This window comes from Nocardia sp. MH4 (assembly GCF_019266065.1).
Taxonomy (GTDB): domain Bacteria; phylum Actinomycetota; class Actinomycetes; order Mycobacteriales; family Mycobacteriaceae; genus Nocardia; species Nocardia canadensis.
In genome coordinates this window covers 55,125-71,755 of record NZ_LPNR01000105.1, presented here as the reverse complement: position 1 = coordinate 71,755, position 16,631 = coordinate 55,125, and the positions used below count along the sequence as shown (strand labels likewise).

14 protein-coding genes and 2 tRNA genes are annotated in these 16,631 nt (G+C 68.0%); 6 read left to right on the top strand and 10 right to left on the bottom strand.

Translation table 11 applies throughout. The annotated features are described in order from the left end of the window. Positions 1–52: 52 nt before the first annotated feature. Both ATM97_RS18275 and ATM97_RS18270 read left to right on the top strand, forming a co-directional pair. The gene (locus ATM97_RS18275) at positions 53–2,221 is read left to right on the top strand and encodes an RNA degradosome polyphosphate kinase (RefSeq protein ID WP_218719241.1); all 2,169 of its coding nucleotides are present in this window, start codon (positions 53–55) and stop codon (positions 2,219–2,221) included. Between the two features lie 20 nt (positions 2,222–2,241). Beyond that, complete coding sequence (locus ATM97_RS18270; protein WP_218719284.1) at positions 2,242–3,162, top strand: bifunctional NUDIX hydrolase/histidine phosphatase family protein; 921 nt, start codon at positions 2,242–2,244, stop codon at positions 3,160–3,162. Positions 3,163–3,282: 120 nt separating this feature from the next. Here the strand turns inward: ATM97_RS18270 and ATM97_RS18265 are convergent, their stop codons facing one another. The 3 genes from ATM97_RS18265 to leuC form a co-directional block, all read right to left on the bottom strand. Further along, positions 3,283–3,954, bottom strand: coding sequence for an HU family DNA-binding protein (locus ATM97_RS18265; protein ID WP_218719240.1), 672 nt, complete (start codon positions 3,952–3,954; stop codon positions 3,283–3,285). A gap of 156 nt (positions 3,955–4,110) precedes the next feature. Beyond that, a complete protein-coding gene (gene leuD / locus ATM97_RS18260; protein WP_218719239.1) occupies positions 4,111–4,719 on the bottom strand; it encodes a 3-isopropylmalate dehydratase small subunit in 609 nt (202 codons plus the stop codon). Between the two features lie 34 nt (positions 4,720–4,753). Beyond that, on the bottom strand, positions 4,754–6,178 hold the full coding sequence (gene leuC, locus ATM97_RS18255; RefSeq protein ID WP_218719238.1) for a 3-isopropylmalate dehydratase large subunit: 1,425 nt from the start codon (positions 6,176–6,178) through the stop codon (positions 4,754–4,756). 63 nt (positions 6,179–6,241) lie between these two features. Between leuC and ATM97_RS18250 the strand changes: the two genes are divergently transcribed. Then, positions 6,242–6,943 (top strand): IclR family transcriptional regulator, encoded by a 702-nt coding sequence (locus tag ATM97_RS18250; RefSeq protein ID WP_218719237.1) that lies wholly within the window; start codon positions 6,242–6,244, stop codon positions 6,941–6,943. A 44-nt stretch (positions 6,944–6,987) separates the two neighbouring features. Here the strand turns inward: ATM97_RS18250 and ATM97_RS18245 are convergent. The 4 genes from ATM97_RS18245 to ATM97_RS18230 all read right to left on the bottom strand — a co-directional run bounded on the left by ATM97_RS18245 (position 6,988) and on the right by ATM97_RS18230 (position 9,607). Beyond that, positions 6,988–7,060, bottom strand: a tRNA-Glu gene (locus tag ATM97_RS18245). Between the two features lie 28 nt (positions 7,061–7,088). Next, positions 7,089–7,160 (bottom strand) — tRNA-Gln (locus ATM97_RS18240). A 179-nt stretch (positions 7,161–7,339) separates the two neighbouring features. Beyond that, positions 7,340–8,815, bottom strand: a complete 1,476-nt coding sequence (gltX, locus tag ATM97_RS18235; RefSeq protein WP_218719236.1) for a glutamate--tRNA ligase — start codon at positions 8,813–8,815, stop codon at positions 7,340–7,342. A gap of 18 nt (positions 8,816–8,833) precedes the next feature. Then, positions 8,834–9,607 (bottom strand): fumarylacetoacetate hydrolase family protein, encoded by a 774-nt coding sequence (locus ATM97_RS18230; RefSeq protein ID WP_218719235.1) that lies wholly within the window; start codon positions 9,605–9,607, stop codon positions 8,834–8,836. 332 nt (positions 9,608–9,939) lie between these two features. Here ATM97_RS18230 and ATM97_RS18225 point away from each other — a divergent pair, with 332 nt between their 5' ends. Next, the gene (locus ATM97_RS18225) at positions 9,940–11,097 is read left to right on the top strand and encodes an MFS transporter (RefSeq protein ID WP_218719283.1); all 1,158 of its coding nucleotides are present in this window, start codon (positions 9,940–9,942) and stop codon (positions 11,095–11,097) included. A gap of 120 nt (positions 11,098–11,217) precedes the next feature. On the opposite strand, the gene ATM97_RS18220 is transcribed toward ATM97_RS18225, so the two are convergent. Then, positions 11,218–12,225, bottom strand: coding sequence for a 3-isopropylmalate dehydrogenase (locus ATM97_RS18220; RefSeq protein ID WP_218719234.1), 1,008 nt, complete (start codon positions 12,223–12,225; stop codon positions 11,218–11,220). A 323-nt stretch (positions 12,226–12,548) separates the two neighbouring features. After that, positions 12,549–14,147 (bottom strand): phosphoglycerate dehydrogenase, encoded by a 1,599-nt coding sequence (gene serA, locus ATM97_RS18215; RefSeq protein WP_218719233.1) that lies wholly within the window; start codon positions 14,145–14,147, stop codon positions 12,549–12,551. Positions 14,148–14,280: 133 nt separating this feature from the next. Here serA and ATM97_RS18210 point away from each other — a divergent pair, with 133 nt between their 5' ends. Next, positions 14,281–15,090, top strand: a complete 810-nt coding sequence (locus ATM97_RS18210) for a nucleotidyltransferase domain-containing protein (RefSeq protein WP_218719232.1) — start codon at positions 14,281–14,283, stop codon at positions 15,088–15,090. A 59-nt stretch (positions 15,091–15,149) separates the two neighbouring features. Here ATM97_RS18210 and ATM97_RS18205 read toward each other — a convergent pair whose 3' ends face one another. Then, a complete protein-coding gene (locus tag ATM97_RS18205; protein WP_014987157.1) occupies positions 15,150–15,353 on the bottom strand; it encodes a cold-shock protein in 204 nt (67 codons plus the stop codon). 408 nt (positions 15,354–15,761) lie between these two features. On the opposite strand from ATM97_RS18205, the gene ATM97_RS18200 reads away from it, so the two are divergent. Further along, on the top strand, positions 15,762–16,544 hold the full coding sequence (locus ATM97_RS18200; protein WP_218719231.1) for an MHYT domain-containing protein: 783 nt from the start codon (positions 15,762–15,764) through the stop codon (positions 16,542–16,544). The last annotated feature ends 87 nt before the right edge of the window (positions 16,545–16,631 follow it).

Genomic DNA, 16,631 nt, shown 5'->3' with positions numbered 1-16,631 from the left:
GGGTCGGGCGAACGCGGCAACGTCATACTGCGAACTGCCCGGTTCGTAGGGGATGATTGACAGCGTGAGCGATACGGAAACCATCAAGCACCAGCCTCCGATTTCCCCGCCACCTGCGGCCGCCACCGCCTCGGGCGGTGACCCGACGACGCAGCGATTGCCCAGGGATCGCTACCTCAACCGGGAACTGAGCTGGCTCGACTTCAACGCCCGCGTCCTCGCGCTCGCCGAGGACGCCTCGCTGCCGCTGCTCGAACGCGCCAAGTTCCTGGCGATCTTCGCCTCGAATCTCGACGAGTTCTACATGGTCCGCGTCGCCGGCCTGAAACGCCGTGCCGAGACCGGGCTGTCCGTGCGCTCCGCCGACGGCCGCTCCCCGTCGGAGCAACTGGAGATGATCGCCGCCCGCGCCCAGGAACTCGCCGAGCGCCACGCGCACGTGTTCCTCGACGAGGTGAATCCCGCGCTGGCCGAGGAGGGCATCGACCTCATCGGCTGGGCCGATCTCGACGACGATGAACGGCAACGGCTCTCGGGGTATTTCACCGATCAGGTGTTCCCCGTGCTCACCCCGCTGGCCGTCGACCCGGCCCACCCGTTCCCCTACATCTCGGGCCTGAGCCTCAACCTCGCGGTCACGGTGAAGGACACCGGCACCGGCGGCGAGCATTTCGCCCGCGTGAAAGTGCCCGACAACGTCGACCGGTTCGTGCGCGTGCGCCGCACCAAGGCGCCCTCGGCGATCGCGGCGTTCCTGCCGATGGAAGACCTCATCGCCGCGCACCTGGATCTGCTGTTCCCCGGCCTGACCGTGGTGGAGACGCATTCGTTCCGGATCACCCGCAACGCCGATTTCGAGGTCGACGAGGACCGCGACGAGGACCTGCTGCAGGCGATGGAACGCGAACTCGCGCGGCGCCGGTTCGGGAAGCCCGTGCGGCTCGAGGTCTCCGACGACATGACCGAGCACATGCTGGAGTTGCTACTACGCGAACTCGAGGTCGACCCCGGCGACGTCATCCAGGTGCCCGGGCTACTGGATCTGTCGTGCCTGTGGCAGGTCTACGGCGTCGACCGGCCCGATCTCAAGGACGCGCCGTATGTTCCGGCCACCCCCGCGGCCTTCGGCGAGCGCGAGACCCCGCGCAACGTCTTCGCGGCACTGCGCGAGGGCGACGTGCTGGTGCACCACCCCTACGATTCGTTCTCCACCAGCGTGCAGCGCTTCATCGAACAGGCCGCGGCCGACCCGCAGGTGCTGGCGATCAAGCAGACGCTCTACCGCACCTCCGGTGACTCCCCCATCATCAACGCGCTGATCGAGGCCGCCGAGGCGGGCAAGCAGGTCGTCGCGCTGGTCGAGATCAAGGCCCGCTTCGACGAGCAGGCCAACATCAAATGGGCGCGCGCGCTGGAACAGGCCGGCGTGCACGTGGTGTACGGCCTGATCGGCCTCAAGACCCACTGCAAGACCTGCTTGGTGGTGCGCCGCGAGGGCTCGACCATCCGCCGCTACTGCCACATCGGCACGGGCAACTACAACCCGAAGACCGCGCGCCTGTACGAGGACGTCGGGTTGTTCACCGCCGCACCGGAGATCGGCGCCGATCTGACCGACCTGTTCAACTCGCTGACCGGGTACTCCCGCAAGGAGGACTACCGCAACCTGATGGTCGCCCCGCTCGGCGTGCGCGCGGGCATCATCGAACGGATCGACCGCGAGATCGAACTGGCCAGGGAGGGCTTCGACGCCCGGATCCGGCTCAAGGCCAACGCGATCGTCGACGAGCAGATCATCGACGCGCTCTATCGGGCGTCGCAGGCCGGCGTGCCGGTGCAGATCGTGGTGCGCGGCATCTGCGGCCTGCGCCCCGGTGTGCCCGGCCTGAGCGAGAACATCGAGGTGCGCTCGATCCTGGGCCGGTTCCTGGAGCACTCCAGGGTGATCGAGTTCCGCGCGCAGGAGCAGACCTGGATCGGCAGCGCCGACATGATGCACCGCAATCTCGACCGCCGCGTCGAGGTCATGGTGCAGGTGAAGGATCCGCGCCTGGTCGAACAGCTGGCCGTGGTGTTCGATTCGGCGCTCGACCCGATGACCCGCTGCTGGGTCCTCGGCCCGGACGGCACCTGGCAGGCCAGCCCGTCCGACGCCGACGCCGACCAGGTGCGCGACCACCAGCAGTTCCTGATGCGGCTGCGTCGTCCCGATCAGCCGTGAGCAAGGGCGTACAGACCGCGATGCACGATCCCAGGGTTCGACCCAACATCCATGCCGCGGGCGCGGTCCTGTGGCGCGACGGCGCCGCAGGACCGGAGATCGGCGTGATCCACCGGCCCAAGTACGGCGACTGGTCGCTGCCCAAGGGCAAGCTCGACCCCGGCGAGACCCCGGTGATCGCCGCGGTGCGCGAAGTCGGCGAGGAGACCGGGCTGCCGTGCACCCTCGGTCGCTATCTCGGGCACGTCACCTATCCGATCCCCGGCCACCGTCAGCTCAAGCGGGTCGACTACTGGGCCGCCGAGGCGGCGGTGGGCGAGTTCGCCGTCAACGCCGAGGTCGACCAGCTGCGCTGGTACCCGCTCGACCGGGTGATGGATCAGCTGTCGTATCCGATGGACCGCCAGGTCGTCCGGATGTTCGCCCGGCTGCCCGCCCGGACGAACACGGTACTGCTGGTCCGCCATGCCAAGGCAGGCAAGCGCTCGCGTTTCGACGGACCCGACGAGTTGCGCCCGCTCGAGCCCGCCGGCGAGCAGCAGGCGAAGGCATTGACACCGAATCTGCTGGCGTTCGGTCCCTCCGAGATCCATTCGGCCGATCCACTGCGCTGTATCCAAACCGTGACCCCGTTGGCAGAACAGTTGAACGCCGAAATCAATTGCGAGCCAATGTTTTCCGAGCAAGGTTACGATTCAGCGAAAAGCGCCGCGCGGCAACGATTTCTGTCGTTGGTAACGGATCGGGGTGTGCCGGTGGTGTGCAGTCAGGGCGGGGTGATTCCGGATCTGACACAGTGGCTCGCCGAGCAGGGTGGCCTCACCCTGCCGCCCGCGCGCAATCGCAAGGGCAGCGTCTGGGCATTGTCGTTCGTTGCGGACCGATTGGTCGCGGCCGACCATATGGACCGGTCGCTCTCGACGGGAATCGTCACCGCCTGAGTCGCCCGCACCGCCTCGAAACAGCCGAAACGGCCCCGGAATCCCGGGGCCGTTCTCGGTCCAGTGGTGGGTGATGCGGCCTACGTGCACATTCCCCGACCCGATCCCGCTGCGGCGGGATCAACGAGCACGACGGGTGGCTGTCTTCTTCGCAGCAGTCTTCTTGGCAGGAGCCTTCTTGGCGGCCGTGGTCTTGGCCGCGGTGGTCTTGGCGGCCGTGGTCTTCTTGGCCGCCGTGACCTTCTTGGCCGGAGCCTTCTTGGCCGCGGTCACTTTCTTTGCCGCCGTGGTCTTCTTGGCGGCCGTGGTCTTCTTCGCCGCCGTCGTGGTGGTCTTCTTGGCGGCGGGCGCCTTGGTGGCTGCCTTACGGGCGGTGGTCTTGGCCGGACCCTTCGACGGCGTCGCCTTCTTGGCGGCGGTCTTCTTGGCCGCCGTCTTCTTGGCTGCTGCCTTCTTCGCCGCCACCGGGGCATTCACGCCACGCTTGACGGCAGGGCCGGACGCGGCCAGCTTCTGCTTACCCGCGATCACCGCCTTGAACTGAGCGCCCGGCCGGAAGGCAGGCACCGAAGTCGCCTTCACCTTCACGGTTTCCCCGGTACGCGGGTTGCGGGCAACCCTGGGGGCACGCTTGCGCTGTTCGAACACACCGAATCCGGTGATGGTGACGCTTTGACCTTTGTGCACGGCGCGAACGATGGTATCGACCACGTTCTCGACAGCCGCAGTTGCCGTGCGCCTGTCCGTACCCAACTTTTCGGTCAGAACGTCGATCAGTTCCGCCTTGTTCATTGAATCCTCCGCAGACTAATGGCCCGTCGTCGGACCGACTAGGTACCACGGTAAACCCAGTTTGAGCAAGAGTCTATGTGCCACGCCAAAATTCATGTGGTTTAGCACACGTCCAGCTACCGCCCCCAGGGAAGCGCCACTAAGCGTCCCAGGTGATTACGCCTGCGAAATAGGCTCCGGCAGCGTCACGGGTTTCCATGACGGCCTTCCCTTTTCGAACTCGCCGATGACGTCGGCCCGCCGCAGCGTGAGGCCGATGTCGTCCAAACCCTCCAGCAGACGCCACCGGGTGTAGTCGTCAATATCGAACGGCAACACGACGGTTCCCGCCGTCACGGTGCGCGCGGTCAGGTCGACAACCAATTCGAGGCCGGGCTGTTCCTCGATCAGCTTCCACAGCATTTCGACATCGTTCTGTGACATCTGCGCGGCCAACAGGCCGCCCTTCCCCGCATTCCCGCGGAAGATGTCGGCGAAACGCGACGAGATGACCACCCGAAAGCCGTAGTCCGACAGCGCCCACACGGCGTGCTCCCGGGAGGACCCGGTACCGAAATCCGGCCCGGCCACCAGCACGCTGCCGTGGCTGTACGGCTCGGTGTTCAGAATGAAGTCCGGATCGGCCCGCCAACCGGCGAACAAGCCGTCCTCGAAACCAGTGCGGGTCACCCGCTTCAGGTAAACGGCCGGGATGATCTGGTCGGTGTCGACATTGGACCGGCGCAGCGGGACCCCGATGCCTTTGTGAACAGTGAAGGCTTCCATAACGATTCTCCTTCGATCGTGGTGGTCGGGGCGCTCAGGCCAGATCGGCGGGCGAGGACAGGGTGCCGCGGACCGCCGTGGCGGCCGCGACCAGGGGCGAGACCAGGTGCGTACGGCCACCCTTGCCCTGCCTGCCTTCGAAATTGCGGTTCGACGTCGACGCGCAGCGCTGGCCCGGCTCGAGCTGATCGGGATTCATGCCCAGGCACATCGAGCAGCCCGCCTGGCGCCATTCCGCGCCGGCGGCGGTGAAAATCTCGCCGAGTCCTTCTTTTTCCGCCTGGACGCGCACCTTCATCGAGCCGGGAACGACCAGCATTCGCACGCCGTCGGCCACGTGGCGGCCCTTCAGCACATCGGCGACGGCCCGCAAATCCTCGATCCGGCCGTTGGTGCAGGAACCGACGAAAACGGTGTCGACGGTGACCTCACGCAGCGGCATTCCCGGCGTCAGGTCCATGTAGCGCAAGGCCTTCTCGGCGGCCTCGCGCTCGCTCTCATCGACGATCTGGGCCGGATCCGGCACGTTTGCGCCCAGCGGCAGGCCCTGACCGGGGTTGGTGCCCCAGGTGACGAACGGGGTCAGCTGGTTCGCGTCGATGTGGACCTCGGCGTCGAAAACCGCGCCCTCGTCGGTCTTCAGCGCCTCCCAGGCGGCCACCGCGGTGTCCCAGTCGGCACCCTGCGGCGCGTGCGGACGGCCCTTCAGGAATTCGTAGGTCACCACGTCCGGGGCGATCATGCCGGCGCGAGCACCCGCCTCGATGGACATGTTGCAGATGGTCATCCGCGCTTCCATCGACAGCTTGCGAATCGCCTCGCCGCGGTACTCCAGCACATAGCCCTGGCCGCCGCCGGTGCCGATCTGGGCGATCACGGCCAGGATCAGGTCCTTGCTCGTGACGCCGGGCGCCAATTCGCCGTCGACGGTGATGGCCATCGTCTTGAACGGGCGCAGCGACAGCGTCTGGGTGGCCAGCACGTGCTCGACCTCGCTGGTGCCGATGCCCATCGCCAGCGCGCCGAACGCGCCGTGCGTGGAGGTGTGACTGTCACCGCAGACCACGGTCATGCCCGGCTGGGTCAGGCCCAGCTGCGGGCCGACCACGTGCACGATGCCCTGCTCGACGTCGCCCATCGGGTGCAGGCGCACGCCGAACTCGGCGCAGTTGCGCCGCAGCGTCTCGACCTGGGTGCGCGAGATCGGGTCGGCGATCGGCTTGTCGATGTCGACGGTGGGGACGTTGTGGTCCTCGGTCGCGATGGTGAGATCGGGCCTGCGCACCGGACGGCCCGCCGCGCGGAGCCCGTCGAAGGCCTGCGGGCTGGTCACCTCGTGCACGAGGTGCAGATCGATGTAGATCAGGTCGGGTTCGCGGGAGGAACCTTCGCCTTCGCCAGGGACGACGACGTGCTGTTCCCACACCTTCTCGGCCAGTGTGCGGGCGCGCTCGGCCATTGCTTGATCACCTTTCGACGGACATACTTGGAATCTCAAGATATGAGACGTTAGTATCGTTCTATGAGACAGCATAGCGGTATCGGGGTCCTCGACAAAGCCGTGGCGGTGCTCTACGCCGTCGCGGACGAGCCATGCGGTCTCAACGACCTGTGCACCCGCACCGGCCTGCCCCGCGCCACGGCGCACCGGCTGGCGGTCGGGCTGGAGACGCACCGGCTGCTGGCACGTGACGGCAACGGGCTGTGGCGTCCCGGCCCCGCGCTCACCGAACTGTCGGCGGGGGCCGCCGATCCACTGGTGGAGGCCGCAGGGGCCATTCTGCCCCGGCTGCGGGAGATCACCGGCGAGAGCGTCCAGTTGTACTGCCGCGACGGCAACGCGCGCGTCTGCGTGGCCGCGCTGGAGCCGCCCGTCGGCCTGCGCGACACCGTGCCCGTCGGCTCCCGGCTCCCGCTCACCGCGGGCTCGGCGGCCAAGGTCCTGATGGCGTGGGCGGACCCGGAGCTCCAGCGCACCGTCCTGGCCGACGCGGTGTTCGGCGATCGCGCGCTGGCCGAGGTCCGCAAGCGCGGCTGGGCGCAGAGTGCCGCCGAACGCGCGCAGGGCGTGGCGAGCGTCTCGGCGCCGGTGCGTGACGCGGCGGGCGTCGTGGTGGCCGCGGTGTCGGTGTCGGGCCCGATCGATCGGATGGGCAGGCGGCCGGGCGCGCGCTGGGCGGCCGATCTGGTCGCCGCCGCCGAGGCGCTGCACAAGCGGCTGTGAACGAAGAAGACCCCCGGTCGAATTCGACCGGGGGTCTTTCTTTGTAGCCCCGACGGGATTTGAACCCGCGCTACCGCCTTGAGAGGGCGGCGTCCTAGGCCGCTAGACGACGGGGCCAGGACGATCTCACCGAAGTGAAATCTTGCTGGGGTACCAGGACTCGAACCTAGAATGGCTGAACCAGAATCAGCTGTGTTGCCAATTACACCATACCCCAAGGATGGAAACGCTCGGCCTCCGTCTCACCGGCTGGTTGTCGGTGTTGCGAGGCCGTGTTCCGCGGCGAGGAGAAGATTACCAAACACAGTGGGGTAAACTACAAATCGCCTGGTCAGAAGCCTATTTTCGGCTGTTTTGACCGTTCCGGGGCGGTGCGGACACCGCCCCGGAACGCACTCACTGCGCGGCGGGCACCCAGCCACGGGCGGCGCGGAGCCGGTCGAGCGAGACCGCGCGGCCGAGCAGCTCCATCGACTCGTAGAGCGGCGGGCTGATGTGCGAGCCCGTCACCGCGACGCGCACCGGCGCGAACGCCTTGCGCGGCTTGAGCCCCAGATCGTCGATCAGCGCCTTCTTCAGAGCCTCTTCCAGGGCCGGAGTGGTCCACTCGGTCAGCGGCTCCACGGCAGCGATGGCGGCGTCGAGCACCGGGTCGGCCTCGGCGCCGAGGTTCTTGGCGCCGGCGGCCTGATCGATCGCGAACGACTCGGGCGCCACGAACAGGAATTTCAGCAGGTCCCAGGCATCGCCGAGCACCACGATGCGGGTCTGCACCAGTTCGGCCGCGGCGAGGAAGATCTTCTCGTCGATTTCGGCGCCGATATGGCCCTGCGCGGTCAGGAACTCCCGCAAACGGTGGCCGAAATCACCCGGCTCGAGCAAACGAATCTGCTCGGCATTGATCGCGTCGGCTTTCTTCTGGTCGAATCGGGCCGGATTGGAATTGACCGTCGAAATGTCGAACGCGGCCACCATCTCGGCCATGGAGAACACGTCGCGGTCCTCGGCGATACTCCAGCCGAGCAGGGCCAGGTAATTCAGCAAACCCTCGGGGACGAATCCCCGATCCCGGTGGACGAACAGATTCGATTCCGGGTCGCGCTTGGACAGCTTCTTGTTGCCCTGACCCATCACGAACGGCAGATGACCGAACTCCGGGGTGAACTCCGCGACCCCGATACGCTGCAGCGCCGCGTACAACGCGAGCTGGCGCGGGGTCGAGGACAGCAGATCCTCACCGCGCAGCACATGGGTGATCTTCATCAGCGCGTCGTCGACCGGATTCACCAGCGTGTAGAGCGGATCACCGCTACCGCGGGTGAGCGCGAAATCGGGCACCGTGCCGGCTTTGAACGTGGTTTCCCCGCGCACCAGATCGTTCCAGCTGAGATCTTCGTCGGGCATCCGCAGCCGGATCACCGCGGGCCTGCCCTCGGCCTTGTAGGCCGCGATCTGCTCGGCGGTGAGATCGCGATCGAAGTTGTCGTAGCCCAGTTTCGGGTCGCGACCGGCCGCGCGATGGCGCGCCTCGACCTCGTCCGGGGTGGAGAAGGACTCGTAGGCCTCGCCCGCCTCGACCAGCCTGCGCACGACCTCGAGGTGCTGATCGCGGCGCAGCGACTGCCGGTACGGCTCGTACGGGCCGCCGACCTCGGGGCCCTCGTCCCAGGTCAGGCCCAGCCAGCGCAGCGCGTCCAGGATCGCCCGGTAGGACTCCTCGGAATCGCGTGCGGCGTCGGTGTCCTCGATGCGGAAGACGAAGCTGCCGCCGTGGTGGCGCGCGTACGCCCAGTTGAACAGTGCCGTGCGGATCAGGCCGACGTGCGGCGTGCCGGTCGGCGACGGGCAGAAACGGACCCGTACTTCAGTCATGACTCTCTCTCCGCGGTATCAGCGCTTGGTGGCAACAGGATTGGTGAGGGTGCCGATGCCCTCGACGGTGACCGACACGTTCTGCCCGGCCCGCAGCGGGCCGACGCCTTCCGGTGTGCCGGTGAGGATCACGTCACCGGGCAGCAGGGTCATCACGGTCGACACCCATTCGATGATCTTGGGGATGTCGTGCAGGAACAGCGACGTCCGGCTGCGCTGGCGGACCTCGCCCTCGACCTCGGTGACGATCTCCAGATCGCTTGGATCGATGGCGGTTTCGATCCACGGGCCGAGCGGGCAGAACGTGTCGTAGCCCTTGCCCCTGGTCCACTGCCCGTCGTGGCGCTGCTGGTCACGGGCGGTGACATCGTTGGCGACGGTGTAGCCCAGGATGACCTCGGCGGCCTTGGCGGCGGGCACATCCTTACACGGACGGCCGATCACCACGGCCAGCTCGCCCTCGTAGTCGACCTGGGAAGAGCTGGGCGGCAGGATGATCGGAGCGTTCGGGCCGACGATCGCGGTGTTCGGCTTCAGGAAGATGACCGGATCGGCGGGCGCCTCGCCGCCCATCTCGGCCGCGTGCGCGGCGTAGTTCTTGCCGACGCAGATCACCTTGCTCGCCAGAATCGGGGCCAGCAGGCGGACATCGGCCAGCGGCCAGCTCCGGCCGGTGAACGTCGGCGAACCGAACGGGTGTTCGGCGATCTCCTTGGCGGTGGCATCGCTGCCGTCACCTTCGATGCTGACGAACGCGACTCCATCGGGACTGGCAACTCGACCTAAGCGCATGCCCCGGAGTCTATCGAGACACGCCCACCTGCCCGAACGCGCCCGGGATGCGGCACAGCGGCGGTCATGCGCCCGCGCTCGGAATGCGGGAAAGCTCACACCACTGTGATTCGAAGGCGCTGCCCGCCTACGACATTCGCCACCCGCGCCGGGACCGCCGATTGTGATCTGTCAGACACCGAAGCGGAGGGCGCCATTCAACGGTCACGGGTGTACCGTGAGTCCAGATGTTCACCACATGAGACATCCATCTCAAATATTGAGATGCAATCGTGCAACCCGGCGAGGTGAGAATCGTGACAGAGGTGCGGCCGACGGCCGAGACGACCAGGATGAGCGACGGCAGACGCTGGCTGATGCTCGCCCTCGGCGTGTTCGCGCAGACCTCGAGTTCGATCTTCATCCACGGCACCCCATTCCTGCTGCCCGCGCTGACGGCCCGGGGAGATTCACTGGCCGCCGCCGGTGCGCTGGTCGCCCTGCCGACCGTCGGCCTGGTGTGCACGCTGATCGCGTGGGGCTATGTCGTCGACCGGATCGGTGAGCGGATCGTGCTGGTGGCGGGCACGGCGCTGATGTTCGTGGCCGGCGTCGCCGCCGCGGTGGTGGACGATCCGATCGCCTTCGGCGCGCTGCTGTTCCTGGGCGGCGTCGGCGCGGCCAGCTCCAACGGCGCGAGCGGACGGGTGATCGTCGGCTGGTTCCCGCCGGACCGGCGCGGCCTGGCCATGGGCATCCGCCAGACCGCGCAGCCGCTGGGCGTCGGCCTGGCCGCGCTGAGCATCCCGTGGGTTGCCGCGCACCACGGCATCCCCGCCGCACTGCTGGTGCCCGCGCTGATGGCCGGCATCGCCGCGCTCGGCTGTCTGGTCGGCATCGTCGACCCGCCGCGCCCGCCCGCCGAGGCAGCCGACCGCGCCAACCCCTACCGTGGCGATTCCACCCTGTGGCGCATCCACGCCGTATCGATCCTGCTGGTCGTCCCGCAGGCGACCCTGTGGACCTTCGCCCTGCTGTGGCTGCACCGCGACCTCGGCTGGTCGCTGGCGGCCGCGGGCGCGCTGATGACGGCCACCCAATTCCTGGGCGCCGCCGGGCGGATCGGCGCGGGCGCCTGGTCCGACCGGGTCGGCAGCAGGCTGGGCCCGTTGCGCCGGGTGGCCGTCGCGGCCGTCGTCGTGATGGCCGCGCTGACCGTCACCGCCTGGACCGACTGGTGGTGGGCGGCTGTCCCGCTGATGGTCGCCGCCTCGGTGATCTCGGTGTCGGACAACGGCCTGGCCTTCACCGCCGTCGCCGAGATCGCGGGCCCATTCTGGAGCGGTCGCGGCCTGGGCGTCCAGAACACCGGCCAGAACCTCGCCATCGCCGCTGTCCCACCGGTCTTCGGCCTCCTGATCACCGCCACCGGCTTCCCCGCCGCTTTCGCCGTAGCCGCCATCGCCGCCGCCGCGGCCGTTCCCCTGGTCCCGCGGGTCACCGGAAAGTAGCTGTGCCGCAGCATTTTTCACGAAATCGAAATATGCTGCGGCACAACATAACAGCGAATGTCCACCCAACGCGAAGGCCCGCCCCGCAAAACCGGGACGGGCCTTCGGTCGTTGCTGTCCTCAGACGATGGCGGCGATCCGGTCGCCGACCTCGACGGTGGAGGCGGTCCCGGTGCGCGAGGCCAGGTCCTTGGCGACGGCGGACTCGATGCGGGCCGCGCCCTCGGTGTTGCCGAGGTGGGTGAGCAGCAGCGAGACCGACAGGATCGCGGCGGTCGGGTCGGCCTTGGACTGGCCCGCGATGTCGGGGGCACTGCCGTGGACCGGCTCGAACATCGACGGGTTGACACCCGAGGCATCGATGTTGCCCGAGGCGGCCAGGCCGATGCCACCGCTGACGGCGGCGGCCAGGTCGGTGATGATGTCGCCGAACAGGTTGTCGGTGACGATCACGTCGAAGCGGCCCGGATCGGTCACCATGTGGATGGTGGCGGCATCGATGTGCTGGTAGGCGGTCTGCACCTCGGGGAACTCGGCGGCGACCTCGTTCACGGTGCGCTGCCACAGCGACCCGGCGAAGGTGAGCACATTGTTCTTGTGCACCAGGGTCAGGTGCTTGCGGCGCGCCTGCGCGGTCGCGAAGGCGTAGCGCACGACACGCTCGATGCCGAAGCGGGTGTTGGTCGAGACCTCGGTCGCGACCTCGTGCGGAGTCTCGACGCGGATCGCGCCGCCGGTGCCGGTGTAGGGGCCCTCGGTGCCCTCACGTACGACCACGAAGTCGATGTCGGGGTTACCGGCCAACGGGCTGGTGACACCCGGGTACAGCCGCGACGGGCGCAGGTTCACGTGGTGGTCGAGCGCGAAGCGGGTCTTGAGCAGCAGACCGCGCTCGAGCACACCGCTGGGGACCGACGGGTCGCCGATCGCGCCGAGCAGGATCGCGTCGTGCTGCTTGAGCTCGGGCAACACCGACTCCGGCAGGATCTCGCCGGTGCGGTGGTAGCGTGCGGCGCCCAGGTCGTACTCGGTCTTCTCGACACCGGGCACCACCACGTCGAGCACCTTCAGCGCCTCGGCGATGACCTCGGGCCCGATGCCGTCACCGGCGATGACTGCAAGCTTCATGAGTTTCCGACTCCAATCAGAACGATGACGGTCATCCGTCGAACATCGCCACGCTACGCGGCGTCCCTGCCCCTGCTCCCCCGCACCGGGCGCGGTGGGGCAATCCCGCCCCGCCCCACGCAACCCGCACGACCCGACCTCGAGGAAGGTCCCGCCGCGCAGCGGCGCGTCGTGGCCGTCCCGCCGATCAGCGGCAGTTACGCAAGCGACGAAGGAGCAAGCAACTGCCGCTGATCGGCGGGACCGAGAGGCCGCGACCTCGAGCGCGCCAGCGCTCCAACAAACACAGTCCGCGACCTCGAGCGCGCCAGCGCTCCGATAATTCAGGCCAGGTCGACCAGGACGACCTTGGCGGCGCCGACGGCCTCGGCGATCGCGGACTGCACCTCGGCGGGCACCTCGCGGTTGACGCGCAGCACCACGGTGGCGCCCTCGGCGTCGACGTCCTGGCTCAGCTGCGCGGCCAGGATGTCGATCTCGGCCTCGCCCAGCTTGGTGCCGATCTTGCCCAGCGCGCCCGGCTTGTCGCCGTAGTTCAGCACGGCCAGGTTCAGGCCCTCGGCGCGCATGTCGTAGTTGCGGCCGTTGATGTTGACGATCTTCTCGACCAGGTTCGGCTCGGTCAGCGTGCCGGCCACGTTCAGGGTCGAGCCGTCGCCGAACACGGCGCGCAGGTCGACGACGCTGCGGTGGTTCGGGCTCTCGGTGGCCGTGGTGACCTCGGCGGTGATGCCGCGCTCCTTGGCCAGCGCCGGGGCGTTGACGAAGGTGACCTGGTCCTCGACCAGCGCCGAGAACACCCCGCGCAGCGCGGACAGCTCCAGCACGGCCACATCCTGCGAGGCCAGCTCGCCGCGCACCTGCACCTCGACGCTGACGGGCAGCTCGTTGGCGATGGCGCCGAGCAGCGCGCCCTGCTTGCGCACGACATCCAGCCACGGCGCGACGACATCGTTGACCGCGCCACCGGTGACGTTCACCGCACCCGGCACGAACTCACCGGCCAGCGCCAGCAGCACCGACTTGGCGACATCGGTGCCTGCGCGGTCCTGGGCCTCGGCGGTGGAGGCACCCAGGTGCGGGGTCACGACGACCTCGGGCAGGTCGAACAGCGGGCTGTCGGTGCACGGCTCGGTCTCGAACACGTCCAGGCCGGCGGCGCGCACGTGGCCCGACTTGATGGCGTCGGCCAGCGCCTGCTCGTCGATCAGGCCACCGCGGGCGGCGTTGACGATGATGACGCCCGGCTTGGTCTTGGCCAGCGTCTCGGCGTTGAGCATGCCCTTGGTCTCGGGCGTCTTCGGCAGGTGGATGGAGATGAAGTCGGCGCGCTCGAGCACCTCTTCCAGGCTCAGCAGCTCGATGCCCAGCTGGGCGGCGCGCGCGGGCGAGGTGTAGGGGTCGTAGGCGACGATCTTGGTCTCGAACGCCGCCAGACGCTGCGCGAACAGCTGGCCGATGCGGCCGAGGCCGATGACGCCGACGGTCTTGCCGAGGATCTCGACGCCGTTGAACTTGCTGCGCTTCCAGGTCTTCTCACGCAGGGTCGCGTCGGCCGCCGGGATCTGGCGGGCGGCGGCGAGCAGCAGGGTGACGGCGTGCTCGGCGGCGGTGTGGATGTTGGAGGTCGGCGCGTTGACGACCATCACGCCACGCTCGGTGGCGGCGGGCACGTCGACGTTGTCGAGGCCGACACCGGCGCGGGCGACGATCTGGAGCTTCTTGCCCGCCTCGAGCACCTCGGCGTCGACAGTGGTGGCGGAGCGCACGAGCAGCGCGTCGGCCTCGGGGACCGCGGCGAGCAGCGCCGGGCGGTCGGGGCCGTCGACCCAGCGAACCTCGACACCGTCACCGAGCGCGTCGACGGTCGACTGGGCGAGCTTGTCGGCGATCAGAACTACAGGACGGCCTGCTTGGCTCACTGTGGGGTACTCCTGGGGAAGAAAGGGGGTCGGCAGTTACCGCCGACCAGAATAGTCGCCGGGGTTCGGATGCCCTTACCCCCCTGCCAAAAACCGGGTGAACCCTGGGCGTCGCCCCGCCTACCATCACGCCATGTCCTTGCGCACCGTCCCCGACTCGATGGATCCGGCCGTCGTGGCCGCCGTCGACGCCGAGCTCGACCGGGTGGCGGCCGAGCACGGCGTAGCGATCCGCCTGGCCATCGAAAGCGGCAGCCGGGCTTGGGGTTTCCCCTCACCGGACTCCGACTACGACTGCCGTTTCGTCTACGTGGCGAGCCTCGAGACCTATCTGTCGCCGTGGACGACCCGCGATGTCATCGAGACCCCGCTGGTGGGACTGCTGGACGTGAACGGCTGGGACCTGGCCAAAGCCCTGCGCCTGCTGGTGCGGGGCAACGCGGTGCTGGTGGAGTGGCTGATGTCACCCATCGTCTATCGCGGCGACGAGGCGTTTCGCGCCCGGCTGCGCGAGGTGGCCCACCAGGTGGCCGATCGCGACCGGATCGCCCGGCACTATCTGCACCTGGGCGCGCGCCAGTGGGCGCTGTTCGAGCGCAACGGCGGCTTGAAGAAGGTGTTCTACTCGCTGCGCCCGGCGATGGCGCTGCGCTGGCTGCGTGAGCACCCCGGCGCGGCGGTGGCGCCGATGCACCTGCCGACGCTGCTGGCCGAGTGCGAGCTGCCCGCCGACCTGGTCGCCGCGATCGGCGAGCTGACCGCGCTCAAGTCCAGGACCAGGGAGATGGGGTCGGGCGAGCCGCCGCGCCTGATCACCGATTTCATCACCGCCGAGTTCGGCGTGGCGACCGCGGAGTTCGTCGCGCGCGGGCCGCGGGACCTGACGGCGGCGCGCGCCGTGACCGACGAGTTCTTCCGGGCGGAGGCGTTGGCCCCCAGATAGCAGAAACTCCGCACCTACTGGTGCGGAGCTTCACGTTCGTACGCTGGTCAAGCGCAGAATCAGAGGACGCGGACGTCCTGAGCCTGCGGGCCCTTCTGACCCTGACCGATCTCGAACTCCACACGCTGACCCTCGTCGAGGGAGCGGAAGCCCGAGCCGCTAACAGCCGAGTAGTGCACGAAGACGTCGGGTCCGCCGCCGTCCTGTGCGATGAAGCCGAAGCCCTTCTCGCTGTTGAACCACTTCACAATGCCCTGAGCCATTTCAAAACCTTCTGTAGACGAGCCAGGTCCTAATAGTCCGGTCCCGGTCTCGGCTTCAACAATGCCATGATCCGACGAATTCCTCCACACTCGAGCTCGCGGACTGTGAGGAACCCAACCCCCCGATGCTGCCACCTGGTGCTGTCACACAGTGGGCGCGGCGGGCAACGAAGCGGATGCTCGGCGTATGCCGAGGCAGTTGCGGCACGGATGCCGGATTAGCTGGGCAGCACCGAGCAAACCGACTGGCACGGTTCACCATCGACATCTCTACGGCACGGCGACGTATCACCGTCAGCAACCCTAGACATTTTCGAGAAACCCAGTACGGCAAATTTTCTACCAGCGTATTTTCCGAGATCGTGAGGGATCGCACACCTCGCGGAGAAATCACGCAAGGAGTAGACAGTGCTGGACATCAACCATTTCACCTACGGCTGGGTAACCCCGCTGCTGGCGTATCTCATGTCGGTCCTCGGGTCGATGCTGGCACTGCGTTGCATGGTTCGCTCGCGCGCTTCCGGTACTCACGGCGGCTGGCTCACCGCGGCCGCGATCGCCCTCGGTGGGACCGGAATCTGGGTCATGCATTTCATCGCGATGCTCGGGTTTTCCGTCCACGGCGCGACCATCCGCTACAACGTCCCGATCACCTTGTTCAGCGCCGCCGTCGCGATGGGAGTGGTGTGGCTCGGACTGTCCATCGTGGTGCGGCGCAGCTGGGACAGCGCGGCTCTCCCGGTGGGCGGGACGATCACCGGACTCGGGGTCGGCGCGATGCACTATTCCGGCATGTACGCGATGAAGACCGACATCGAGATCGTCTACGACCCGTTCGTGGTGGCCGTGTCGATGGTCATCGCCGTCGTCGCCGCCACCGCCGCGCTCTGGTTCGCGCTGCACGTCCACGGCATCGTCGCCACCATCGGCGCCGCCCTGCTGATGGGCGTCGCCGTCTGCGGCATGCACTACACCGGCATGTTCTCGATGAGCGCGCACACCAGCGCCCACGTCGCCCACGCCACCGGCGCCACCGCGACCCAGCTGCTCACCCCGCTGATCATCGGCATCAGCATGGTCACCATGATCCTGCTCATGCAGGTCGGCATCACCGAGGCCGAGGACCCCAACCTGGCCCGGCCGGTGCACGGTCAGCGCGCGAGCCGGTTCTGGCCGAGCGGCCAGAACTAGGCCGAATCTGTCGTACCCCGGGGAGACACTCCGGCTCAGCGCCCGGCTGCTGATCGTCAGCGCGGTCGTCTCGCCGGCCGCGACCAC